This is a genomic window from Falsochrobactrum tianjinense, assembly GCF_019100495.1.
In the GTDB taxonomy this organism is placed as follows: domain Bacteria; phylum Pseudomonadota; class Alphaproteobacteria; order Rhizobiales; family Rhizobiaceae; genus Brucella; species Brucella tianjinense.
Genome location: NZ_JAHRVA010000001.1, coordinates 1,126,899 through 1,151,917, shown reverse-complemented (window position 1 = coordinate 1,151,917; position 25,019 = coordinate 1,126,899). Strand labels below are relative to the sequence as shown.

Sequence of the window (25,019 nt, the reverse complement as noted above, 5' to 3'; positions counted from 1 at the left end):
TTCGTAATTTCACGGCGCAGCCTAAGAGTTTTGTATGTTTGTTCAGAGAGCCGAGAGGCGCGATTGGGTCGTTTTATCGGATGCCTTCCGCAAACCCGAATCGCGATCATAGACATCATTGAAGAAACGGATATTACCCTCTGTATCCGGCCAAGCGGTAAAATAGGCGATATAGACTGGCACAGGATCGGCCACTTTCAGGCCGCGTTCGTTCTTGCCAAAATATTTGCTCAACTCTTCGACCGGCCTGCCCAATACGGCGGCTGCCATATCGCGTGGTTGTTCAAGACGGATGCAGCCATGGCTCAAAGCGCGCATATCACGGTTGAAATAAGACTTCGCGGGTGTGTCATGCATGTAAATATCATGCTCATTGGGGAAGAGGATCTTCAATTCACCCAAAGCATTATCAAGACTCGGCTTCTGGCGGATACCGACATGCGCCTTGCCTGCGGCAACCGCATACCAGTTCACCGCGCTGGCCGGGACTTTTTTCCCCCGTACATAGACTTCATAGCCGTTGCGGTCGAGATAGCTCGAATCGCGCATTACCTTGGGCAGCATTTCATTGAGAATGATTGAACGCGGCACACCCCAGGACGGATTGAAAACAACAGTCTGTATCTTGTCATAGAAGAAATATGTCTGGTGGCGCGGCGAGCCAATCACCACATTCATGGCCAGTTTTTCCTGTCCGCCTTCAAAATACTCGGCCCGGTAAGATGGCTGATTGACCATTACGTAACGCGAACCGAAATCGTGCGGCAACCAGCGAAGCCGTTCCATCGAATAAAGAATACGATCCCGCTTGATTGAATCCTGCTCACCTTGCAATGCAGCTACAGTGTTCTTGCCTATAATACCGTCCGGCGTATTGCCAGAAAGCCTCTGATAACTCTTGATCGCCGATATGAGTTCAGGATCATAGAAATTTGCATCCGCATGAGCCTCAAGCACATCGCGGTGTAATTCCAGATAGGTTGCGGGCGCATGCCGATTAATGAGCGCTATGACCTTGCCGATCTCGCTGCTTTCATCACCAGGGCGTATCGCCCTATCCAGCAAAATACGGACAGGCTGTCGCTTCGGCTCCCCGATTTCCGCCAGTCCACGCTTCAACGCAGCATAAGCTGCATTATCGGGCTGAAAGCTTTTCAAGTAAGCAACAGGGTTGCTTTCCGAAACCAGCCTTTCAAGCACAGTCTTTGGATTCACGCGGCCTCTCGGTAGATCATGAAAACCACTTAGCCGGTCGGCAACGATTCGCCCCTCGCCCGCATCGATTGCGTAACGCAAAGCGCGCGCAGACAGGCGGATTTCAAAGTCGGCCAGCTTTTGCTGCCGTTCGGCAATCCGGGCGGGATCGAAATGATTTGCGGGAATGGCAACTGCATATTCGTTCGGGTTCAGCCCATCTTCGGCGGCGAGCGCAAAGAAAGCAGCGATATTGCTGGCCTTATCGAGGACCTTATTATCCGCCGTCCATAGAAACGAGCGATTTTCCGAATAGAAAGCAACCAGCGCTTCGGCAATCCGCTTTTCTGCCATAACGTTGATGAATTTCAGATAATCTGCTGCCGCATCAAATGCGGCTTCGCCGTGTGTTTTTTCACGGTACTGTGCACCAATCGGCGACATACCGGAAGTAAATGGGTCGAGACGAAGCGTATCGACCGCTGCCGTAACCTGCATATCGAGCGCGCTGAAATCGACCTTCACCAGCGGATCGGGCTTGTAATCGTAAACCTGTGGTCCTTTCACGGTGACGCGTTGTTGCACAGGCGGTATGTTTCTGGGGGCAGATTGCGGGGCGGAAGCCGGTTTTACAGCTCGTTGCGCAGGAACGGACGGGGCAGCTCGCGTGGGCGTCGAAGTGGATTCGGCCTGTTGCTGACGGCGCTGCTGAAACAGTTCCAGCAAGGAATTCGCGGCTTGCGCCGGCATGACGGAAAAAAACGTCGATGCCGCAAAGGCAAAAACCATGGCGTTGCGGATATATGATCCGCGCTTGCGGCAATCCTTTACATCCCGATACAAAGGTTTGGAGAACTGCATTTCCACCGCCATTCCATGCAATCGCTGTCATGCGAATCCGCTTCAAAATCCAGAGGCAGGATTAACGAATCTCGTATAGAAACTTTTAACGCTGATGCTCTCCCGCGCATTTTTGCGGGCAACTCTATCATGTTTTTATGAAAGTATACTTGCAGAGCACAATCGCATTCCCCGCCAATCGAGATGAACAATGTGCCGCAGTGGCATCCGCTCTGCATCACGCTAAAAGCCCTAAAAAGAACCGCGTAGCGCATCCTGGAACTTGAAATGATTCTGGCCGACGCTGCGGGCAAGCAAGCGAGGTACTACGATGGCAGAAGCAAGCGCCGCCGATCTTTTCCCTCTGGGTGAAGACGATACCCCTTATCGTAAGCTGACTTCCGATCATGTGTCGGTCGATACATTCAAAGGGCAGGAAATTCTCAATGTCGATCCGCAGGGACTACGCGTTCTTTCGGAAGCAGCCTTTGCCGATATCAATCACTTGTTGCGCCCAGGGCATTTACAGCAACTCGCAAACATTATGAAAGATCCGGAAGCCACCGATAATGACCGCTTCGTTGCTTATGATCTGCTGAAGAACGCCAATATCGCCGCCGGCGGTATTCTGCCGATGTGCCAGGATACGGGTACTGCGATCATCATGGGTAAAAAGGGCCGCCGCGTCTGGACAGAAGGCGGTGATGCGGACGCGCTCGGCGCAGGCGTTCTGGACGCTTACAACAAAAAAAACCTGCGTTATTCGCAGCTTGCGCCGATTTCGATGTTCGAGGAAAAAAACACCAAGAACAACCTGCCTGCTCAGATCGATATTTATCAGGAAGGCGAAGATGCCTATAAGTTCCTGTTTGTCGCCAAGGGCGGCGGCTCAGCCAACAAGACATTCCTGTTTCAGGGAACGCCATCGCTTCTCACGCATGACCGGATGGTGGGTTTTCTCAAAGAGAAAATCCTGACACTCGGCACGGCAGCGTGCCCGCCCTATCATCTGGCCATCGTTATCGGCGGCACTTCGGCGGAGATGAATCTCAAGACCGTCAAGCTTGCTTCTACTCGCTATCTCGACAGCCTTCCCACCCAGGGATCGGAGGCAGGCCATGCTTTCCGTGACCTGGAGATGGAAGCTGAAATTCATAAACTGACGCAGTCTCTGGGGGTCGGTGCGCAGTTTGGCGGCAAATATTTTTGCCATGACGTGCGCGTCATCAGGCTACCGCGCCATGGCGCTTCGCTGCCGATCGGCCTTGGGGTTTCGTGCTCCGCCGACCGACAAGCAAAGGGCAAGATCACCAAGGAAGGTATCTTTCTGGAACAGCTCGAAGTCAATCCGGCCAAGTATATGCCCGAGATCGACGAGGAGAAACTGTCATCGCATGTGGTCAAGATTGATCTTAACCAGCCCATGGAGCAGATACTTAAGGAACTGGAGAAACACCCTGTAAAGACACGTCTTTCTCTTACCGGTTCAATTATCGTAGCACGCGATCTGGCACATGCGAAAATTCGCGAGCGCCTCGAAAATGGCGAACCCATGCCGGATTATTTCAAGAATCACCCGATCTATTATGCGGGCCCAGCAAAGACCCCCGCCGGTTACGCCTCCGGTTCATTCGGACCCACGACGGCAGGTCGCATGGACTCCTACGTCGACCAGTTTCAGTCGTTCGGCGGCTCAATGGTCATGCTTGCAAAGGGCAATCGCTCGCGCCAGGTGCGTGAAGCCTGCGGTCGGCATGGCGGCTTCTATCTCGGCTCCATCGGCGGACCGGCAGCGCGCCTTGCACAAGACTGCATCAAAAAAGTCGAGGTCGTGGAATATCCAGAGCTTGGCATGGAAGCGATCTGGCGCATCGAGGTCGAAGATTTCCCTGCCTTCATCATTATCGACGATAAGGGCAATGACTTCTTCAAGGAACTCAATTTAAGCTGAGATAGCGAAAGGCGGCAAAGGCCGCCTTTATCTTCTGGGATCGCGGGTCAGCCCTTTTTGCGAAAGATCATCGAGATAATTCTGCCAAAGCGTGTCCTTCCCAACGCCGAGCCTGTGGAGATAAGTCCATGAAAACAATCCAGTATCGTGCATGTCATCGAAGGTGATGCGCACGGCATAATTGCCAATTGGCTCCATCTTCATGATCTCGACATCGCGCTTGCCGCCAACCGTTACCCGTTGTTCGGGCGAATGACCTTGCACTTCCGCCGATGGCGAGAGCACGCGCAGCAGCTCCGCAGTCAGATCAAACCGTTCTCCATCCTCAAAAGCCACTGTCAGCATTTTCCGGTCGCTGGAAACGCGCAACTCGGTGGGCCAGACATCGCTCATTACAGTTCTCCATTTTCACAAGCTGCGCCAGTATCCCGCTTTTGCAAGGGACTGTCGATATGCCGCCCCTCCTTAAAACCGCTTGATTATTGTGCAAACTGGACAAAGGCTCCTGGAAAACCTATGTCATGAAGAGAAGTACAGATTTCGCTCTGCAATATGTGAAACAATGGCTTATCGGATGCAACACTCTCAAACACAGCCCCTTGTTTCTCCGGTCGGACAAATGATTGATCCGTTCGGGCGCGCCATCACCTATCTACGTGTTTCGGTGACAGATCGCTGCGATTTCCGCTGCACCTATTGCATGGCAGAGCATATGACCTTTCTGCCCAAGAAAGACCTGCTCACACTGGAGGAACTCGATCGGATTTGCAGCGCGTTTATCAATAGAGGCGTACGCAAACTGCGCCTTACGGGCGGCGAACCGCTTGTGCGCAAGAATATCATGCATCTCGTCCGCAGCCTCTCCCGCCACCTTGCATCCGGCACTCTGGATGAACTGACGCTGACCACCAATGGCTCACAGCTCGTCCGGTTTGCAGATGAACTCGCTGATTGCGGCATACGCCGTATCAACGTGTCCATGGATACACTTGACCCCGGCAAATTTCGCGAGATCACCCGTTGGGGCGATCTATCTCGGGTTTTGGAAGGGATAGAGGCCGCACAGAAGGCTGGTATCAGCGTCAAGATCAATGCAGTCGCGTTGAAAAACTTCAACGAACTCGAAATAGCCCACATGATTCGCTGGGCCCATGGCCGCAACATGGACCTAACACTCATCGAAACCATGCCAATGGGCGAAATCGAGTTTGACCGCACGGATCAATATTTACCGCTTTCGCAAGTGCGTGCCGACCTCGCCCGACAGTTCACGCTCCATGATAGCCTATATAGTACCGGCGGCCCTGCCCGCTATGTCACGATTGCGGAAACCGGCGGCCGCCTTGGTTTCATTACGCCGCTAACACATAATTTCTGCGAAAGCTGCAATCGTGTACGCCTCACCTGCACTGGCATGCTCTATATGTGCCTGGGTCAGAATGACGATGCGGACCTGCGGCAGGCGGTGCGCGCCAGCGAAAGCGATGCGCTGTTGAGTGAAACCATCGATGAAGCCATTTCACGCAAGCCCAAGGGACACGATTTCATCATCGACCGGGATCACAACCGCCCTGCTGTCGCTCGTCACATGAGTCTTACAGGCGGCTAGAAAACAATAACAGTCTTTTTATTTCAAGTATAAATAACACTCGCGAAAGCTATGCTGGGGCGATATGTATTCCTAAACGGGATTCTCTATCGTGCCGCAGTCAGCTAACTTCCGCGCAAGTATTTTTATGCTTCTCGCCATGGGCACTTTCACCATAGGCGATTCCATCACGAAATATCTGCTCACTGAGATGAACAGCGGCCAATATATGCTGCTGCGCGGTATTTTCGCCACCATGGCAATCGGCTTTCTTGCATGGCGTAGCGGAGCTTTGCGCCAGTTCTCGCTGGAGCGGATGACGATAATACGCGTTCTGGGCGAAGTTCTGGCCACCATCACTTATATTTATTCGCTGGGCCATCTCTCGCAAGCATTCTGTTCGGCAGTTTTTCAAGCCACACCGCTGGTCGTTACACTGGGAGCTGTGTTATTTTTCAAGGAAAAGGTCGGGTGGCGGCGCTGGCTGTGCATTTCCGGGGGGCTGGTAGGCGTATTGATCATCATCCGCCCCGGTGCTGACAGCGCAGCAAGTCTGGGTGCTGTCGCAATTCTCCTCGCGAGCATCTGCTTCGCAGCCATGCGCGATCTCGCCACCCGGCGCGTTCCCGCCCATGTCTCCACGCTCTATCTTTCCATGGTAACAACAGCCGCCATAACCCTAACAGGCGGCGCGCTTACCGGCCCCATGGGCGGGTGGCAGCCCATCGGCCTGACATCTGTCTTGCTTGCAGCGGTCGCCGCCGGTCTGCTGTTGGTCGGCTACCATTTCATCATTCTGGCCATGCGTGAAGGTGAAATTTCTTTTGTGACGCCATTCCGTTATTCCAGCCTCCTTTGGGCCATTGTGTTAAGCACCGTGGTCTTTGGTGAGGCGCCGGATGCTTATACGATCGCCGGATCGGCTCTGGTCGTGGGCAGCGGCGTCTATATGGTCTATCGTGAAAAGGTCCTCAAGAAGCGCACAAAACACAGGAGCACGCTTGCTGCTCAACCAACAGGAGTGGAGCCGTCATGAAAGAAGCGTCAGGCCAAGTTGCCGGCGCCATTATTGCCGGCGGGATTTCCAGCCGGATGCAGGAAGGCGGAATCTTGGGCGACAAATTCTTTCAGCGTATTGGCTCCGATACGATAATCGAACACGTCGCCAGACGGCTCTCGCCGCAAGTTGATCTTCTTTTCATCAATGCTAATTGCGATCCTTCCCCTTTCGAACCCTTGGGATATCCAATTGCCACAGATGTGAAAGCCGATCATGGCGGACCGCTGATCGGACTATTATCGGCGCTCCGCTTCATCCCAACATTTCCACTGCTGCTCAGCGCCGCAGCCGACAGCCCTTTCTTTCCGCAAGATCTTGGCCGCCAGCTTTATGAGCGTCGGCGGAAAACCGGCGCAAGAATTGTACTCGCCAGTTCTAGAGATCGCATTCATCCTGTTTTCGGGCTTTGGGAAACCACGCTTGTGTCGATGCTTGAAACATGGCTGGCGGATGCAAAGAAAGCGAGTGTGCTGGCCTTTGCTACCGATATCGGCTTTGAAACGGTAGAATTCCCGCTTGTCACTCTACCGGGGCGGAATGAAACCTATGACCCGTTCTTCAATATCAACCGGCCAGATGATCTTGCCGAGGCCAGACGGCTGAATGAGGCACTGAAATGACGCAAAAACTATTTGGTATTACGGGCTGGAAGAATTCCGGCAAAACGACATTGACCGAAAGGCTCGTGCAAACGTTTACCAAACGGGGTTATCGCATTTCCACCATTAAACACGCGCATCATAATTTCGATATCGATCATCAGGGCACCGATTCCTGGCGACATCGCGAGGCGGGCGCGGTGGAAGTCGCCATCGTATCATCGGCCCGCTATGCGATAATGCATGAGAATATGGGTGAGGAAGAACCGTCCTTGCATGAGATCGCGTGCAAGCTTGCCTCTTGCGACCTTGTGCTTGTGGAGGGATACAAGGGCGAATCTCACCCCAAGATCGAACTGAGACGAGAAGGCGGTCACGCAGGACCTCCTCTGTCCGCAAGCAATCCGAGTATCGTGGCGATAGCCAGCGACCATCCACAGATTGATGAGAATCTTCCAGTTTTTCATATTGATGCGGTGGAAGAAATCGCCGTCTTTATCGAACATCTCATGCAGCTTTGTGAGAAACCCTAAATATTGGGCTATTTGTAGTATATTATACGGTGTTTAGGCTATTTGCTGCGGATCTACTCACAAGTTCGGCGGTACGCACGTAAAATTAAATTACGCGAGCCATCTTGCCATACAGTGGAAAATGGTGGGATTATCGAAACGGGAACGGATGGCTGAACATAAGCGCGAAAAAATATTGCGCGTCAGCGGTTCCTGCATTTATTGATAGAGGCTAGGGGGCGCTATCAGATCTGCTATCCACGGCATATGATCGCGAACATCCCTTGAAGGGGCTGAACCAGAAGAATAATCAGGGAACCAGCCACAACAAACGAGAGGACGAGAAATGCGCGTTATCAAGCGTATCGCAGCAGCAACGTCAGTTGCAGCACTTGCAATCGCGATCGGCGGTATGAGTGCCGGAATTGCAAATGCCCAGGAGCCTTTGAAGTTGAAAATCGGCACGGAAGGCGCCTATCCTCCCTTCAATTTTATCCAACCGGATGGCACACTTTCTGGTTTCGATATCGACATCGCCAAGGCGCTTTGCGTTGAGATGAAAGCGGAATGCGAATTCGTGACGCAGGAATGGGACGGCGCGATCCCTGCCCTTCAGGCTGGCAAGTTCGATGCCTTCATCGCATCCATGTCCATTACGGAAGAACGCAAGAAACAGGTCGATTTCTCCAATAAGTATTACAACACCCCACCTGGCATCGCCGCGCCCAAGGATACCGACATCAAGGGCGTGACCAAAGAAGACCTTGCCGGCAAGATAATCGGGGTACAGGTATCGACCACCCACGCCAATTACGCGGAAAAGACCTTCACCGACAGCACAATCAAAGCCTATCCGACTGCGGAAGAATACCGTCTCGATCTTGCCAATGGACGTCTGGACGCGGTCAATGATGACAGCGTAACGCTGGCCGAATGGCTGAAAACGGAAGACGGCGCATGCTGCAAGATGGTCGGCACTTACCCGCCTGTCATCGAGATACACGGCCCCGGCGCCGGTGTTGCAATCAAGAAAGGCCGCCAGGATCTGGTCGATAAGTTCAATGAGGCGATCAAGGCTATCCGCACCAATGGCAAGTATAAGGAAATCAACGACAAATATTTTGATTTCGATGCTTATGGCGCCGAAAACTAATCCAGTCTGACATTGCAGCGCCGGTTTACTCATGCATAAACCGGCGCGATTATTAGAGCTTGTCCGGCATGAGAGTTTGCCGGAGCAAGATCTGTGGAGTTTTCATTGTTTGTATTATTGAATACCGTACGGCCTCTGGGAAGGGATTAGGCGCATGGAACATTACGCCACCTTGTTAGGATTCAGTTCCAGTGGCTGGGGAACAAGTATAGCCTGGGGACTTCTGGTCACGATCTCTCTGGCCCTTGCAACATTGCCCGTGGGCCTCGCCCTTGGGTTTCTTGTAGCGCTGGGCAAGCAGTCGGAAGAACCATCGGTCCGGCTCGCATGCAACATCTATACCACCATATTTCGTGGTTTGCCGGAGCTTCTCACCCTCTTTCTCGTCTATTTTGGCGCATCGCTGGGCCTGCAACGACTGCTCGTCTTCCTCAACATCAGTGCCAATATCGAAATCAACGCCTTTATGGCCGGTATGATTGCGCTCGGTTTTGTGTTCTCTTCCTATTCGAGTGAAGTTTTTCTGTCGGCATTTCGCGCTATTCCACGCGGGCAATATGAAGGCGGCTACGCGGTCGGTCTGTCTCATTGGCAAACAATGCGCATGGTCATTTTTCCGCAACTTATCCGCATCGCTCTGCCGGGCCTCGCAAATCTCTGGCTTGTCCTGTTGAAGGACACATCGCTGGTTTCGGTGATTACCCTGTCCGATATCCTGCGCCAGACATCCATTGCAGCGCGCGTGACGAAAGAGCCATTCTTATTTTTCGGCGTGGCCTGCCTGCTCTATCTCGCCCTTGCTATCATCTCCTCATATTTCATTGAGCGTATCGCCCGCTGGGCCGATGCGGGCAACGATCCATCGCGCGGGGCATGACCATGAGTGAAACTATTTCTGGAAATTCAGGCATGATGCCGCCTCCGCCGGTCGCCAGAAGCTGGACTCGTGCGCGCGTCGCCGGCCATGTGATCGTTGCGATCTGGGCGTTGCTTTTCGCGGGGCTTGCGATCTATCTTTATAATGCATGGCGCATTGATCTCTTCGAAACCTATGCGCTGCGATATTGGTCGGGCCTGCTGACCACACTGCAACTGGTTGCGGTTTCCATCGTCATTGGAGCAATCCTGTCGCTGCCAATTACAGCCGCGCGCATGTCCAAGAAGCGCTGGGTTCGCAATATCGCCTTCGGCTATGTCTATTTCTTCCGCGGCACGCCGCTGCTTGCGCAAACCTTCCTCATCTATTACGGCTTTGGTACTTTCCGACCTTTCCTCTCAGATATCGGGCTGTGGTCATTCTTCCGCGATGCGTGGAACTGCGCCATTCTCGCTTTCTCGCTTAATACGGCGGCCTATCAGGCAGAAATCCTGCGCGGTGCCATTCAGAGCATTCCGAGGGGGCAATGGGAAGGTGCTGCCGCATTGGGCATTTCCAAACGCGTAGCGTTCTGGAAAATCATTCTGCCACAGTCCCTGATCGTTGCATTGCGCCCTTACGGTAATGAAGTCATCCTCATGATCAAGGGATCGGCCATCGTGGCCATTATCACCGTACTCGATCTGATGGGCGAAACTCGCCGTGCCTACTCACGCACATTCGATTTCCAGACTTATCTGTGGGCAGCCGTCATCTATCTGCTTATCGTTGAATGCCTGCGGCATATCTGGGATTTCCTTGAAAGACGGCTGACACGGCACCTTGTTCGCTAGAGAGTTTCCAGCAAAAATGGAAACCGGTTTTGCGCCCGAAAATACGTAAAACAAACAGATAGAGTGCCCCGGCTAATATTCGTGAAGTTACTGGAGGAACATGAGAATGACAGCAGTGAAAGTGGCCTTCCTCGGATTAGGCGTTATGGGCTATCCAATGGCCGGCCATCTGAAAGTCAAGGGCGGCTACGATGTCACCGTTTATAACCGGACAGCGGCCAAAGCCGAAAAATGGGCGCAGCAATTTGGTGGTAAATATGCGGCCACACCGGCAGACGCCACTTGCGATGCAGATTTCGTTTTCAGTTGTGTCGGCAATGACGATGACCTGCGTTCCGTGACTACAGGGCCGGACGGCGCTTTTTCTACGATAAAACAGGGCGCCATATTTATTGACAACACGACCGCTTCCGCAGAAGTCGCGCGTGAACTTGATGCAGAAGCCCAAAAACGCGGCTTTCATTTTCTCGATGCACCGGTTTCCGGTGGGCAAGCTGGCGCTGAAAATGGTGTACTGACGGTGATGGTCGGTGGTTCGGAGGCCATCTTTGAGCGCGCCAAGCCTATCATTGAAACCTATGCGCGTTCGGTGGGCCTCATGGGGACTACCGGCTCCGGGCAACTGGCCAAGATGGTCAACCAGATCTGCATTGCCGGGCTTGTGCAGGGGCTGGCGGAAGGAATTCATTTCGGCAAGAAAGCAGGTCTGGATATAGAGGCGCTGATCTCTGTTATTTCCAAAGGAGCCGCTGGTTCGTGGCAAATGGAAAATCGCTCCGGGACCATGAACCAGGGAAAATATGATTTCGGTTTTGCCGTCGACTGGATGCGCAAGGATCTGGGCATCTGCCTTGACGAAGCTGACCGCAATGGCGCTCTTCTGCCTGTTACCGCATTGGTTGACCAATTTTACAAGGAAGTTCAGAAAAGCGGCGGCGGGCGTTGGGATACATCATCGCTTCTTGCCCGGCTTGAACAATAAAAGCAAAAAGCCCGGATTGATCCGGGCTTTTTATTTGGATTAACGCAAGATCAGAATTTGACCTTGGCCGTCAACGAAAGAGCGCCGACAAAATCATTACCGAACTCACCGGTAGAACCCAAACCCGGTGTACCGACGCCTCGATCATCCAGTTCACCTGATGTAAGTACGCCAGCCGCACCGGCAAGACGAATCTCGAACTGTTCTGTCGGCTTATAGTTTGTGCCAAGGCCAAACAGCCACACGTCCGTCTGCGACGACAAACCGGTCGTTGTGCCGCGATCCCATGTAATGGTAGCAGCAGCCGACCATTGTTCATTGAATTTATGGCCAACGCCGCCCGTGACCGTCCAGCCATCCTTGAATTTAAGCTCAAGGGCCATAATTTCCTGACCCGGAGCAAAAATACCAGCATAAGGTACGCCGCTGCTATTCACGAAGCTGATACGATCGATGCTTGACCAATCGGTCCATTTCACCGAACCAAAAGCAAGCCAGTCGGGTGCGATGCCTGTCTGGAGCTTGAACTCAACCGATTGCGGTGATGCAACATCGCCCACCACTGCAACAGCACTATTGGGAATGATATTCCCAACCTGTCCATTCAGATCGTAATTCAGTCTGGACTGATAGACCAGACTTGCACGCAAGGCATATTCGGGAATCTCATAGGCAGCACCCAAGCGCCAGCCAACGCTTTCGCCTTCAACGTCGAGAGTACCGACACGGAAAGGAAGCGACCCTCGCGCAGGCAGCAGGCGCGTCTGTTCGCCCCTGAGCTCCTGATAGCTCACACCACCTAGAATACGGAAGTAACCTTTTTCACCTGCCGTAAAACGGTAGGAGCAGTTCAGACCATAGTCATGCGATGAGATTTTCTGCTCAATTGCGACATACATACGGACGGTGTCCATACCAGCATCCGTATGAGCGCCCCAAGGCTGGCGATACTGTGCTGCACAAGCCAGATCGTCCGCCAAATCAAACTTGGCGGAAATTTTAGGAACCCAATAGCTTTTTGCTTCATCGACCGAAGTGCCATATGGGCGGCCTGTGATGGGATTGATCCCGCCGGTTCCATTTGGCGGGGGCAGCGTTCCGACAGCCGATCCGCGTATATTCTTGAGCTTACGCTGCGGTGCAACGAAAGTAGCGGTCGTATCGACGACATTGCCCTGCTCGAACAGAATGTCAAAATCTTGCGAACTGCGCTCGAAACCGCCTGCTTGTGCACTTACGGCACTCCCCAGCAGGGCCGTAGCAATGCTAATCAATTTTGCATGCTGCAAACTCATAAATATCCTCCCGACGGCGCGAACTGTACGTTGACGCAAACGTAAATCAGGAATGATTTGTCCTGCAAGTTCCATAAATTAGGGATCATGTAAGTAGAGATGCGCACTTACTTCTAAAAACCGCTAAAAGCAGGAGTAATTACGGAAATTTTCAATTTTCTGAGGCCGATTAAGTTCAGGAAGGCCGTTTTGGGCCATTTTTCAGCCAGTTTTTCGCCTTGTTGCTAAAGCGCAACAAACCTCAAAAACCGTCGGGAAGATGGTTCTGCACGGAGGCAGGCTGCACGAAAGGTTGAATAACCCGACCCCGACATTCTATGAGGCAACAGGCGTTTTGCCGCCAGTCACCTGATTCGAGTCTCGTTTATGCCCGCTTGATCCGATCAGCCCGCTTCGCGAATTCGGGCCTCGGCAGTAGCGACACGCGCCGCTGCATCGTTGAGTTCAGCCAGTCTTGCACGTTCGGCTTCGACCACTTCCTCGCGAGCATTGGCAACGAATTTCTCGTTTGCCAACTTTTTCTCTATACGCTCTATTTCGGAAGTGATCTTGCCGGCTTCTTTAGCCAGACGCGCGGCTTCAGCCGTAAGATCTATCAGGCTTCCCAGCGGAATGCAGATTGTTGCTTCGCCAAGCACCATCTGGGCCGATCCTTTGGGAGCGTGCGTTTCAAAGGAAACATTTTCCACACGAGCAAGGCGCTTGATCGCAGCGTCGTGGCGGCTGAAGCGATCAGTGGTCGCGGCACTGGCATCGAGAATGACAATCGGAGCCACCGCCCCTGCCGGGACATTCATTTCAGCACGAACGGAGCGGATTCCGCTGACTAAATCCACCAGCCAGTTGATATCTGCCGCAGCTTCTTCATCCCCGAAGGACAGATCCGGCCAGCTTGCCAATGCAAGCACGCCATCGCGATTCTTGCCCTCGCCTGCCGTCAAAGACCAGAGTTCTTCGGTCATAAAAGGCATGAAAGGGTGTAACAGTTTGTAGATCTCATCCAAACAGTAAGCGACCGTTGCCTGCGCTTCAACCTTAGCAGCCTCATCCTCGCCCATAAAAATCGGTTTGAGAAGCTCAAGATACCAGTCGCAGAACTGGTTCCAGACAAAACGATAGGCAGCGCTCGCCGCTTCGTTGAAGCGATAATTGGCAATACCGTCCGTCACCGCATGGGTAGCTTTAGTCAATTCTGTCAGAATCCAGCGGTTGACGGCCAATTTAACATTGCCCGGCGCAAAATCCGGATCAAGCTTTACACCATTCATCTGCGCAAAGCGCGTCGCGTTCCAAAGCTTGGTGCCGAAATTGCGATAACCTGCGATACGCGCCGGATCAAGCTTCACATCGCGGCCCTGAGCGGCCATGATGGCCAGCGTGAAGCGCAATGCATCGGCACCATATTCGTCCATCAGTTCCAGTGGATCGATAACATTGCCCTTGGATTTGGACATTTTTGCGCCATGCTTATCGCGCACCAGAGCATGCAGATAGACCGTATGGAACGGAATCTCATCCATGAAATGGATGCCCATCATCATCATGCGGGCGACCCAGAAGAACAGGATGTCGAATCCTGTGACCAGAACACTGGTCGGATAATAGGTTGCAAGTTCCGGGGTGCGATCCGGCCAGCCAAGCGTCGAGAACGGCCAAAGTGCCGATGAAAACCAGGTATCGAGCACGTCGGTATCGCGCTCAAGCGTGACATCCTTACCGTAATGGGCGCGTGCGACAGCCTTGGCTTCCTCTTCGCTTTTTTCGACAAAGCAAGTTCCGTCAGGACCATACCAAGCCGGAATCTGGTGTCCCCACCAAAGCTGGCGTGAAACGCACCATGGCTGGATATTTTCCATCCAGTCGAAATAAGTCTTTTCCCAATTCTTCGGCACAATCTGCGTGCGGCCCTCACGAACCGCCGCCATGGCAGGCTTCGCCAGTTCGGCGGCGTTCACATACCATTGGTCCGTTAGATAAGGCTCGATGGGAACGCCACCACGATCGCCATGTGGAACGGCATGGGTGTGGTCTTCGACTTTTTCAAGATAGCCGCGTTCGTCCATCAGTTCCACGATGCGCTTGCGCGCTGCGAAGCGATCCTGACCGTCGAGTTCGTTAATTAGCGCCTTGAGTTCTGGCGCGAGCTCAAGCCCTTCGAGGAAATCGACATTGTCCTTCAGCGTAATAGCAGCATCGGGCGTAAGAATATTGATCGCGCTCAGATCATTGCGCTTGCCGACTTCAAAATCGTTGAAATCGTGCGCGGGCGTAATCTTCACTGCACCGGAACCTGCTTCTGGATCAGCATAATCGTCGGCGACAATAGGAATATGACGACCGACGAGCGGCAGAACGACATCATTTCCTACAAGCGCGTGATAGCGCTCGTCCTTGGGATTAACGGCAACGCCGGTATCGCCCAGCATGGTTTCCGGGCGGGTGGTCGCCACCACGATATAGGTGTGCGGGTTTTCAGGGTCGAATGGCACGTTTTCCAGCGGATAACGGAAATGCCACAGATGCCCCTTTGTTTCGCGCGATTCGACCTCAATGTCGGAAATCGCCGTCAGCAGCTTTGGGTCCCAATTAACCAGACGCTTATCGCGATAGATGAGGCCTTGCTTGTGAAGGTTTACAAAAACTTCCAAAACGGCACGCGACAGCCCCTCATCCATCGTAAAACGCTCGCGCGACCAATCGCACGACGCGCCCAGACGGCGAAGCTGATTGGAGATCATGCCGCCGGATTCGGACTTCCACTGCCAGACGCGCTCGATGAACTTCTCGCGACCAATCGTGTGGCGATTAGGTTCCTTGCGCTCAGCCAGTTGCCGTTCGACGACCATCTGCGTAGCAATACCCGCATGATCCATACCTGGCTGCCACAAGACGTTCTTGCCGCGCATACGCTCGAAGCGAACCATGATATCCTGAATCGTGTTGTTGAGCGCGTGGCCCATATGCAGCGATCCAGTCACGTTCGGAGGCGGAATAACAACGGCAAAAGGATCCGCGCCCAGCTTCGCGCCGGCCCCCGCCTTGAATGCGCCGGCATCGTCCCAGCGTTCAGCGATTTTCGGCTCGGTAGCCGCTGCATCATAAGTCTTATCAAGCATGGAAACGTCCGGTCTTTATGCGCAAAAAGGATTATGGGCTCAATAGCAACTAAAAGCTGACAAATCACCCTAAAAGTGAAAACCCGCCTGTAAGGCAGACGGGCCACATATCGGTATTTAGATAAAATTAGGGCATGCCGTATGAGTATGATTAAACGCGATACGCTTTAGCGTTAGCTACGGACCACACGTTCAATTTCTTCACGAACAAGGCGTTCAACCAGATCAGGCAGATTACTATCAAGCCAGTCCTGCAACATCGGGCGCAGAATATCGGCGGCAATATCATCGAAAGAACGCCGCGGTTCGGAATGGACCGCATGGCTGAGATCCTGAAATGCTGCCGCAACCTGCCGTTCTGCCACTTCCGATAAAATATGCGTCGCACCACCAGCCTTGGAAGGAGATGCGACGGCAGTCGGCTTCCCCACAGCAGGCGAAAGGTCTTCATTCATGGCTTCAGCTTTCAACTCCATAACAGAACTGGCTGCGTCATTCTCCACCTTGTCCAACACCACCTTTCCGGAAGCGGAAACCGGCGGCACCCATTCATCATTACGGTGATCGTCATTCTGGGCGTCGAGAATAGGATCATCCCCATCTTCTTCCGTCTTGATATCGGATGTCCGTTCCCCCGGCTCGGAAATTACTCCGCGCAGCGCCGGCTCTTCAGGAAAAACATCGCCCTTGGCGACCACAGGTTGATCAGGTTTCTTCTGTTTCCTGTTGTCAGCTTTTTCCGCTTCCTCCGCCACAAGCGGGCGGCGGAATTCGGCGACCTCGCCACGCGGCGAAATGGGGGGCATGGGATGGCGCGAGACATCACTATCTTCAATAATCCGGCGAATGGAAGCCAGAATCTCTTCCATTGACGGTTCCCGTGCTGCGCTGGATGCTTGTGCCATAGCTGTCCGTCTTCCCCATATTGCCAACTGCTTACAAAGGCAGAGAATCAATGGATTAAGGGTAACGGACCTTTATTGATTTGAGAATCCCTCACAGGGGCAGACCCATTTGAACTCACAGCTTTATCGATTTGTTAAGATTTATCAGACGCTTTGCGAATCAAACAAAACGGCGCCCGAAGCGCCGTTTATAATTCTTAGGACAATCGGTCAGCGACCATCGGGTGTGCGCAAGCCGAACCACTTGTCCTTCACAGCGTTGTAGTGCTCTTCAGGCTTATACTCGGCGACCTGAAGATTGAGATGCTGGGCTGTCATGCGTCCAGTCGCATTCAACAGAGCATAGCTGGCCACCACGACATCGTGCTCGGCCATAACAAGCGCGATCTGGACCTTGACCAAATCATTCTGCGCATTCAGGACGTCCAGGGTGGTGCGCTGGCCGACTTTACGCTCTTCAACCACGCCATCCAGCGCAAGTTGTGCCGCGGCGATAGCGTCGCGGTTCGCTTTGACGGATGCGCGTGCCGCTTCAAGCTGCGACCATGCCGAACTGATGGCCTGACGCACCTTGTCCTGCACGATATCGACTTCGATACGAGCCTGGCCAAGCTGCTCCTTAGCCTGACGCACCTGTGCCGATGAGCGTCCACCAGTATAAATCGGGATGCTGACGCCCACTCCAACGGAGGCCGAATTACCGTCACCGACATTGGTTCCGGCGTAGGTATCAAGATGGCTCGCGCTGGCCGTCAAGCCAACCCTTGGCAGCAGGGCACCTTCTTTTGCCTTGACCGTGTAGCCCTGCGCATTGACCGCATATTTCGTCGCCACAATGCCAGGATGCGAAGCCAAAGCGCTGGCATAGGCAACATTTGGCGAATTCGGGAGATTGCGCGCTATGGAAGCGGTGGAAAGTTTGCCCGGCTGCGCACCGATGACCTGCATGTAGGTTGCTTCAGCAGATTTGACATCAGCGCGTGCCGCACTGAGTTCGGCTATCGCCGTCGAGTGTTGCGATTCTGCCTGAGCGACGTCCGTGCGCGTACCCTCGCCAACATCGAGACGGGCGCGCGACGCGCGAACCTGTTCATTCATGGCGGCAAGATTCTTTTCACGCAGCGCTGCAATCTGGCGCAATTGATAAACGTCCATATAAGCCTGAACGGCCTGAAACAGCGTGTTCTGCTCATCATTACGCAGGTTTTCGCGCTGCGCATAAACCTGCGTCTCGGCGGCAGCAACATTGTTCTTGGTCTGGAAACCGTCGAACAGCATCTGGTTCAGCTGAATTCCAAAAGTACCCGTTGTGCGGGCGTCTGATGTCGGAGCCTTGCTGCGGCCGATATTATAAGAACCGGTAATCTCTGGCCGATAGCCGGATTTGGCAATGGCGACGTTTTCGTCCTCAATACGCACCCCGGCTCGTGACGAATTCAAGGTAGCATTGTTCTTATAGGCTTTCACGAGAGCGCCGCTCAACGTCTCCGACCAAGCGGCCTGCCCCGCTAAAACGGTGCCAGACAGCAATACTCCGGCCGCCATGAGTCTTTTGCACGCTTTGAACACCGTATACCTCATTTTAGAACAAACGAATCCATCAATCGAACCGATCAGTTCGGGGTGCCCTTAATAACCCGTAAATTGCGTCATTTCCATTGCTGACGGCGGCACTTTCACAAACAATTTTCCCGGCGTTGCAGATTTAACCCATGCACCGGATTCAGAACTCGAACTGCTCGATACGCTCAAAACCAGGAAGTGGCTTCACCGCCGCATTGAAAACACCGCGACCAGAGGCAACTCCGTCTTCCTTGACGTAAATCCGCGCAGTTCCCGCATTTCCTCTTCCTTCGACGGCAACCAGGCGACCTCCCTCCTTGAGCTGATCAAAGAAAGCTTCAGGAATGAAGTCCACCGCGCCCTCGATCAGGATGACGTCATAAGGCGCTTCGGAAGCATAACCCACATGCAAATCCCCCGAAACGATCACAACATTGTCATAGCTTAGTTCCTGAAGACGAGCGGTCGCCACCGCCGACAATGCGGAATCACTTTCGAGGCCAATAACAGAACCTGCGAGTTGCGAAAGGATGGCAGAAGAATAACCCGTGCCGCAGCCAATATCCAGAACGACATCGCTCTTGTTGATGAGCGCGAGTTGCACGAGCTTGGCGAAAGCCGAAGGCTCCATGATATAACGTGGCGCGGACCCTTCGCTGTCAAGCAACTGATCTTCATCGATATAGGCAAGCGCCTGACGGTTTGCCGGAACAAAAGCTTCGCGCGGAACGGTCAGAAATGCATCAATGACTCCCAGATCGGTCACATCTCTGGTGCGGATCTGGTTATCGACCATCTTCGTGCGAAGATCCTGAAAATCGGCTGCCATAGCCATGCCTTACATCCTTCTTGATCGCCTCATGCGATGATTGCGCCTGCTGGTGCCCCTCACGGCAGATATCAGCACCTTGCCGAAGAGGCACCATAAACGAGATTTACCGTTGATGTGGCAAAAATCGCCGCCACAGTCAATGAAACACAGAATTTGTGACATTCACCGCAACACTTGGCCACCTTTCCACAGCAATCACATTATTACAAAACCGACGCGGGATAGCCCGCCGCTACAAGAGCCGCCAGCGCATCCTCACGTGAGGCTGAGCCATCAAATTCAACTTCCTTTTTATCGAGATCAATCTCTATAAGGGCATTCTCATCAAGGTTGCGCAACGCGGAGGTCACGCTTTCCGCGCAACCGCCGCATTTCATCTTGGGAACTGAAAATCTCATCATATTTACTACTCCATGTTGGAACAGCGGCAAGATGGAGCTTCCCATCGTGGTAAGGTCAAGCGCGTTTTCTAAATCACTGATGCAGCCGCAATTATGGCGCTTCACAGATTTCCGGAACGCTCTTTTCGATCGCCAGCGGGGATTTGGTCAACGAACCGGTCATGATCTGCATCGGCTTATAGGGTGGCTCGTCCTGAAAGCCGGGATTTGAAAGGTGGATCGTGTAACAACCGCTATAAACTTCTTTTTTACCATCGTCGTTTTCCGACTCTATAGCGACTGGCACACTCCAGTAGATTTGTCCCGCTCCCGGATCCGGCTCGGTTTTGCGCACGGCCACTTTTACGCTTTTGGTGCCTTTATAACCTTCTACAAAGTTGTTGAAATCCGGCTCGCGCGCGTCTTCCTGATAGTAGCTGTAGGCACGGCCATATTCCTTGCGATTGATCGCATTGTAATAGGATTCAATCAGTGCCTGCGGGGTTGATCGGTCATCACGATAATCGGGGACAGTGATCCCATCGGCGGCGTCTTGTGCCTGCTCGAATGGCGCTGTTTCTTCGACAGGATTCGATTGTTCCTGTTTGGGCGCTTCCTGAGCCTGCGCGCCGGATTGAACGATGACCGCGCTCAAAAGACCGGCAATTCCGGCATATAACAGAGGTTTGATCCGTTCATGTGACATTGAATTCTCCTCTTTCAGCAATCTTTTTTGCAAATCCCGATCGATGCTCTCGATTTGGTGTCTTGCGGTAATGATGTTACAACACTAACTGTAATGAAAACGTGGCGACGCTAGTTAAAATCCTGCCGCCGCGCAATGCTGGATAATTCTCCGGTTTTCACGAATATAACAGCGGAAGATAAAATGGGCCGTTTCTCAGTCTTGACACTTACCGATGCAGCCGTAGCGCGCGTCAGTGAAATCATGGCTTCGCATAAAGGTGCCCTCGGCCTTCGCGTCGGCGTCAAAAAGGGCGGTTGCGCGGGCATGGAATATACGGTTGGCCTCGTCACCGAAGCAAAGCCAGGCGACGATATCGTCGAAAAGGATGGAGCCACGGTTTATGTGGCTCCCGAAGCGATGCTGTTCCTGCTCGGAACGCAGATGGATTTCGAAGTAACGACCCTGCGCACCGGATTCGTTTTCAACAATCCGAACCAGACTTCGGCTTGCGGCTGCGGAGAATCGGTCGAGTTGCGACCGGCTTCGCCGGAAAGCCTGCAACAGGCACAGGGAGCTGCTTAGAGCAAAAATAGATAGACGGTCCCATCAAACTGGAGCCGCTCTGGAGCAACTCATTCCTCATCCCTTAAAAAGGCCTATTCAACTATTTTCAGACATGACAAGCCAGCGGAGAAACAATTCGGTTTCTCCGCTGGCTTGATTTTTGCTCCATTGAAAATGCTTAGACCCCGGTCGGGATCAGCATGAAAGCCGGAATATCATTGCCGAAACCAACCGGCACCGGACCATCATCATCATCGCGATCACGACGGCGCTTATGCGTCTCATGATGCGGCTTGCTACGCCGCTCCTCATTGGAAGCACGGATCGTCTCACGGCGTTCCTTATGCTCTGTTGCAGCTGGTGCAGCTTCTTCGGAGACCGCAGCCTCTGGCTTTTGCCCGGCTTTCGGCTTGGTAGCCTTGCTCTTGCCACGGGCTTGCCTGCCCTTATGCGTCGTATCTGCGGATTCGTCGGCGGCAGGCAGCGTGGAAAGATCGCCGTCGTGCCATTCGATCTTTTCACCGATCATATTCTCAATTGCCGCAAGATATTTCGTATCGGAGGGAGTCACGATCGTGAAAGCCTTGCCGGAGCGGCCAGCACGCCCTGTACGGCCAATACGGTGCACGTAATCTTCCGCATGGATAGGGACATCAAAATTAAAAACGTGGCTGACATCGGGAATATCGAGTCCACGCGCAGCAACATCGGACGCCACCAGAATCCGTAACTTGCCATCTTTGAAATTTGCCAGCATCGCCATGCGGGCGCGTTGATCCATATCGCCATGCAAGGCGCCAGCATCGAATTCGTGCCGAATCAACGAGCGGAACAATTCAGATACATCTTTTTTGCGGTTGCAGAAGACGATTGCATTTTTGAGCGTATCGCCTTCGGTGCGAATGAGATCGCGCAGCGCTGCGCGCTTGTCCCAATCTTTCCTGCCCGATTTGACCAGGCGCTGAGTAACTGTCTTGGCGGTGGAGGACGCCTTGGCGACTTCAATACGCACTGGCGAATGCAGGAACTGCTCAGTGAGCTTAGTGATTTCCGGCGGCATGGTAGCCGAGAAGAAAAGTGTCTGACGCGTGAAGGGAATCAACTTGCAGATGCGTTCAATATCAGGAATAAAACCCATATCGAGCATACGGTCCGCTTCGTCGATGACGAGAATTTCAACGCCAGTCAGCAAAAGCTTGCCGCGCTCGAAATGATCGAGAAGGCGACCCGGCGTTGCGATCAGCACATCCGCACCGCGCTCAAGCTTGCGCTCCTGCTCATCAAAAGAAACGCCGCCGATCAGCAAGGCCACATTCAGACGCTGATTGACACCATATTTTACGAAGTTTTCTTCAACCTGCGCGGCTAGTTCGCGCGTCGGCTCAAGAATGAGCGTGCGCGGCATACGGGCCCGAGCCCTGCCCTTTTCCAGCAGATTGAGCATCGGCAGAACGAACGAAGCCGTCTTGCCCGTTCCAGTCTGGGCGATGCCAAGCACATCCTTGCGCTCAAGCGCAGGGGGAATGGCGCCCGCCTGAATGGGCGTGGGTGCGGTGTATCCTGCCGCTTCAACCGCAGCAAGCACTTTCGGAGAAAGACCGAGTTCGGCAAATGTCGTCAATGGAGGCGTAGCTCTCTGTTTTGGAAATGAGGTCCACCCATCCTGTCATCGCAGCCGCGTCATCGGGCGCAGGAACCAAGGCAGAAAAGGCATCTGCGACGCCAGGAGCGTCTTCATACAGCATCGCCTACGTCCGGAACGTGCAAAAGTCAACCAAAATACCAACGCAAAATATAAAAACGGTCCTTTATATGTATTTTGTTATGTTTCACGTCATTCTAAAGCGTGAAAATACTCAAATCAAAGTCAGTTAATGCCTGAATTGTTCTGTCAGAATTCGTTCGTCCCAGGAATGGTTTTTATCAAACAGGATAGCAACCTGGCTGTCGGGATCTTCGCGAACGGTAACGGATCGTACTGATTTCACTTCACTATTGTCTGCGACCGCATTGACCGGGCGCTTTTCCGTCTCCAGCAAGTCCATCCGAACCGTCACATATTTCGGCAAAAGCGCCCCACCCCACCGGCGCGGACGAAAAGGGCTAACCGGCGTAAGCGCCAGAAGCTGCGCCTCCAGCGGCAAAATAGGTCCCTGCGCTGATAGGTTATAGGCAGTAGAGCCTGCGGGCGTAGCGACCATAACCCCATCGCAAACCAACTCTTCGAGCCTCATCTTGCCGTCGATAGTGATGCGAATTTTAGCTGCCTGATAAGATTGCCTGAAAAGCGAAACCTCATTGATAGCCAAAGCAACAAAAGGCGGTGCATTTTCGGTTTCCGCAATCATTTCAAGAGGACGAATCGTCTCTTTCTGTGCGGCATGGATGCGCTCAGGCAGGTCGTCCACGCTGAATTCATTCATCAGGAAGCCGACCGAGCCGCGGTTCATGCCATAAACCGGCTTGCCGCTATTCATGAAATCGCGCAGTGCTTGCAGCATGGTACCATCGCCGCCAAGCGCCACGATTGCATCCGCATCTTCCGCTGCAGCGTGTCCGTAGCGCTTTACCAGATCCTTTTGCGCCGAGAGCGATTCTTCGGTCCCTGATGAGAGAAAATGGAGCGCCAGGGGTCTATCTTTCATATTTTCCGTCTCGGTGCGCTAAAGCGGCTTCTTTTCGAGTATCCAATTGGCTATCATAGGAAGAACTGGCTTACCATGATCCAATCATGTGAATTTTCGCTTTACACGCGCCACATATATGCTAATCGGACGCAAGTGCCCTTATAGCTCAGTTGGTAGAGCACCTGATTTGTAATCAGGGGGTCGGGAGTTCGAGTCTCTCTGGGGGCACCATTAAGCACTTCATGAACATGCCGGCATTAATAATTTTATTTTTTCTGCTTCGGTAAACAATTTCTGCTGCACAAAACTTCTCCTATCTATGGACATCGTAATAATTGTATACGCGCGGACAATTGTCTTTATATTTTCTACATAATAAGTTTACATACTATAGAAATTGATATTATCGGATATGCTAATATATGACACAGCGCCGTATCTGTATTTCTGTCGTCACCCGCAACAGGCCAAAAATGCTTGGCGAGCTGTTTTCTTCTTTGGCTCTTATTGTAAAGCCGGGGAATATCCGTCTATCTTTTCTCATCGTGGAGAATAATTCGGCCTACACCCTGGACGATACCATACAAGGTTTCCGGGTTATGATGCCCGATGAAGACATCGAATATCTTCTTGAACGTAATATCGGCATATCCGCGGCCCGTAACCGCGCGCTCAATCATGCCATCGAACAGGGTTTCGATTTTCTTGTTTATGTCGATGATGATGAATTCGTAGATCCTACATGGCTTGTCAACTTGCTAGCTGAGCGGGATCGCCTTGATCTCGACATTGTGGGTTCGCCGGTGCGACCCAAGCCTTTTGACCCGAACTTAACCGTTTGGCAAAGAATCGTATGGTCGGGTATCGAACGCATGGGCTTCAAATCAGAGTGGAAATGCCGCCATAGGTGCAATAACGGTCAGGGCGATTTAATTAAGGTTGCTACGGGTAGCTGGATGGGGCGCCTCGATTTCTTCCGTAAAACCGGGCTGCGATTTGATTCCCGGTTCGGCCTGACTGGAGGAGAAGACTGGAATCTGTGGGCGCAAGCCAAATCCCAAGGAGCCAAAACCGGCTGGGCCTGCGACGCTATCGTCTATGAGACGGTGCCCTCGTCACGCCTCACACTTGCCTATCATTTCCGCCGTAATCGTGATCACAACATCACGGAATTTGGTGCACGATACCGGGAAAATCCCAAGCGCGCACTGCGGCAGCTTCCTGTCAAAATTCTAGGCCGGATGCTCAAATTTATCATTGCCGTATGCTCTATTCCGTTTAAAGGCGGACTGGCACTTGTTTCGTCGGCAATGGCATTGGGGGGAATAGTTGGTCTGATACAAGCCTGTTTCGGAAAAAGCTCCCGGCATTATGCCAATACAACAGGCTTCTGACCCAGATATAACAAAACCCCGTCAAGCGGGGTTCGTTGAAGTGTTTTACTGGCAATAAGCGGCAGT

At 52.9% G+C, this 25,019-nt stretch carries 22 protein-coding genes and 1 tRNA gene; 12 read left to right on the top strand and 11 right to left on the bottom strand.

Annotated features, from left to right (window positions below; translation table 11 throughout):
* Nucleotides 1-42: 42 nt before the first annotated feature.
* A complete protein-coding gene (locus KUG47_RS05505; RefSeq protein ID WP_254799333.1) occupies nt 43-1,983 on the bottom strand; it encodes a L,D-transpeptidase family protein in 1,941 nt (646 codons plus the stop codon).
* 382 nt (nt 1,984-2,365) lie between these two features.
* On the opposite strand from KUG47_RS05505, the gene KUG47_RS05500 reads away from it, so the two are divergent.
* Nucleotides 2,366-3,985: a fumarate hydratase gene (locus tag KUG47_RS05500; RefSeq protein ID WP_217676892.1), complete on the top strand. Its 1,620-nt coding sequence runs from the start codon at nt 2,366-2,368 to the stop codon at nt 3,983-3,985.
* A 27-nt stretch (nt 3,986-4,012) separates the two neighbouring features.
* Here the strand turns inward: KUG47_RS05500 and KUG47_RS05495 are convergent, their stop codons facing one another.
* Nucleotides 4,013-4,378, bottom strand: a complete 366-nt coding sequence (locus KUG47_RS05495; protein ID WP_217676891.1) for a gamma-butyrobetaine hydroxylase family protein — start codon at nt 4,376-4,378, stop codon at nt 4,013-4,015.
* Between the two features lie 181 nt (nt 4,379-4,559).
* Here KUG47_RS05495 and moaA point away from each other — a divergent pair, with 181 nt between their 5' ends.
* The 8 genes from moaA to KUG47_RS05455 all read left to right on the top strand — a co-directional run bounded on the left by moaA (nt 4,560) and on the right by KUG47_RS05455 (nt 11,589).
* Nucleotides 4,560-5,594, top strand: a complete 1,035-nt coding sequence (gene moaA / locus KUG47_RS05490; RefSeq protein WP_217676890.1) for a GTP 3',8-cyclase MoaA — start codon at nt 4,560-4,562, stop codon at nt 5,592-5,594.
* Nucleotides 5,595-5,721: 127 nt separating this feature from the next.
* Nucleotides 5,722-6,609: a DMT family transporter gene (locus KUG47_RS05485; protein WP_217676996.1), complete on the top strand. Its 888-nt coding sequence runs from the start codon at nt 5,722-5,724 to the stop codon at nt 6,607-6,609.
* Entirely contained in the window at nt 6,606-7,253 is a 648-nt protein-coding gene (gene mobA, locus KUG47_RS05480) for a molybdenum cofactor guanylyltransferase (protein WP_217676889.1), read from the top strand. The genes KUG47_RS05485 and mobA overlap by 4 nt, the downstream gene beginning before the upstream one ends.
* Nucleotides 7,250-7,765: a molybdopterin-guanine dinucleotide biosynthesis protein B gene (mobB, locus tag KUG47_RS05475; RefSeq protein ID WP_217676888.1), complete on the top strand. Its 516-nt coding sequence runs from the start codon at nt 7,250-7,252 to the stop codon at nt 7,763-7,765. Before mobA ends, mobB begins: the two co-directional genes overlap by 4 nt.
* Before the next feature lie 325 nt (nt 7,766-8,090).
* A complete protein-coding gene (locus KUG47_RS05470; protein ID WP_217676887.1) occupies nt 8,091-8,897 on the top strand; it encodes an ABC transporter substrate-binding protein in 807 nt (268 codons plus the stop codon).
* Between the two features lie 154 nt (nt 8,898-9,051).
* Nucleotides 9,052-9,774 (top strand): ABC transporter permease, encoded by a 723-nt coding sequence (locus tag KUG47_RS05465; protein WP_217676886.1) that lies wholly within the window; start codon nt 9,052-9,054, stop codon nt 9,772-9,774.
* Nucleotides 9,775-9,776: 2 nt separating this feature from the next.
* The gene (locus KUG47_RS05460; RefSeq protein ID WP_217676885.1) at nt 9,777-10,607 is read left to right on the top strand and encodes an ABC transporter permease; all 831 of its coding nucleotides are present in this window, start codon (nt 9,777-9,779) and stop codon (nt 10,605-10,607) included.
* 106 nt (nt 10,608-10,713) lie between these two features.
* Nucleotides 10,714-11,589, top strand: coding sequence for an NAD(P)-dependent oxidoreductase (locus KUG47_RS05455; RefSeq protein WP_217676884.1), 876 nt, complete (start codon nt 10,714-10,716; stop codon nt 11,587-11,589).
* 50 nt (nt 11,590-11,639) lie between these two features.
* Here KUG47_RS05455 and KUG47_RS05450 read toward each other — a convergent pair whose 3' ends face one another.
* From KUG47_RS05450 to KUG47_RS05420, 7 genes are all read right to left on the bottom strand, one after another.
* Nucleotides 11,640-12,647 (bottom strand): OmpP1/FadL family transporter, encoded by a 1,008-nt coding sequence (locus tag KUG47_RS05450; RefSeq protein WP_422718060.1) that lies wholly within the window; start codon nt 12,645-12,647, stop codon nt 11,640-11,642.
* A 620-nt stretch (nt 12,648-13,267) separates the two neighbouring features.
* A complete protein-coding gene (locus KUG47_RS05445) occupies nt 13,268-16,000 on the bottom strand; it encodes a valine--tRNA ligase (protein ID WP_217676882.1) in 2,733 nt (910 codons plus the stop codon).
* 173 nt (nt 16,001-16,173) lie between these two features.
* Nucleotides 16,174-16,905 (bottom strand): PopZ family protein, encoded by a 732-nt coding sequence (locus KUG47_RS05440; protein ID WP_217676881.1) that lies wholly within the window; start codon nt 16,903-16,905, stop codon nt 16,174-16,176.
* A gap of 210 nt (nt 16,906-17,115) precedes the next feature.
* Entirely contained in the window at nt 17,116-18,486 is a 1,371-nt protein-coding gene (locus KUG47_RS05435) for a TolC family outer membrane protein (RefSeq protein WP_217676880.1), read from the bottom strand.
* A 142-nt stretch (nt 18,487-18,628) separates the two neighbouring features.
* The gene (locus KUG47_RS05430) at nt 18,629-19,297 is read right to left on the bottom strand and encodes a protein-L-isoaspartate O-methyltransferase family protein (RefSeq protein ID WP_217676994.1); all 669 of its coding nucleotides are present in this window, start codon (nt 19,295-19,297) and stop codon (nt 18,629-18,631) included.
* A 206-nt stretch (nt 19,298-19,503) separates the two neighbouring features.
* A complete protein-coding gene (locus tag KUG47_RS05425; protein ID WP_217676995.1) occupies nt 19,504-19,701 on the bottom strand; it encodes a heavy-metal-associated domain-containing protein in 198 nt (65 codons plus the stop codon).
* Nucleotides 19,702-19,792: 91 nt separating this feature from the next.
* Nucleotides 19,793-20,386 (bottom strand): hypothetical protein, encoded by a 594-nt coding sequence (locus KUG47_RS05420; protein ID WP_217676879.1) that lies wholly within the window; start codon nt 20,384-20,386, stop codon nt 19,793-19,795.
* 183 nt (nt 20,387-20,569) lie between these two features.
* Here KUG47_RS05420 and sufA point away from each other — a divergent pair, with 183 nt between their 5' ends.
* Nucleotides 20,570-20,950 (top strand): Fe-S cluster assembly scaffold SufA, encoded by a 381-nt coding sequence (gene sufA / locus KUG47_RS05415; RefSeq protein WP_217676878.1) that lies wholly within the window; start codon nt 20,570-20,572, stop codon nt 20,948-20,950.
* A gap of 160 nt (nt 20,951-21,110) precedes the next feature.
* On the opposite strand, the gene KUG47_RS05410 is transcribed toward sufA, so the two are convergent.
* Nucleotides 21,111-22,553, bottom strand: a complete 1,443-nt coding sequence (locus KUG47_RS05410) for a DEAD/DEAH box helicase (protein WP_217676877.1) — start codon at nt 22,551-22,553, stop codon at nt 21,111-21,113.
* Between the two features lie 250 nt (nt 22,554-22,803).
* Nucleotides 22,804-23,577 carry an NAD kinase gene (locus tag KUG47_RS05405; protein ID WP_217676876.1) on the bottom strand — a complete coding sequence of 258 codons (774 nt, stop codon included), beginning with the start codon at nt 23,575-23,577 and terminating at the stop codon, nt 22,804-22,806.
* 137 nt (nt 23,578-23,714) lie between these two features.
* Between KUG47_RS05405 and KUG47_RS05400 the strand changes: the two genes are divergently transcribed.
* Nucleotides 23,715-23,790 (top strand) — tRNA-Thr (locus KUG47_RS05400).
* A gap of 191 nt (nt 23,791-23,981) precedes the next feature.
* Nucleotides 23,982-24,953: a glycosyltransferase family 2 protein gene (locus KUG47_RS05395; protein ID WP_217676875.1), complete on the top strand. Its 972-nt coding sequence runs from the start codon at nt 23,982-23,984 to the stop codon at nt 24,951-24,953.
* Nucleotides 24,954-25,019 lie beyond the last annotated feature (66 nt).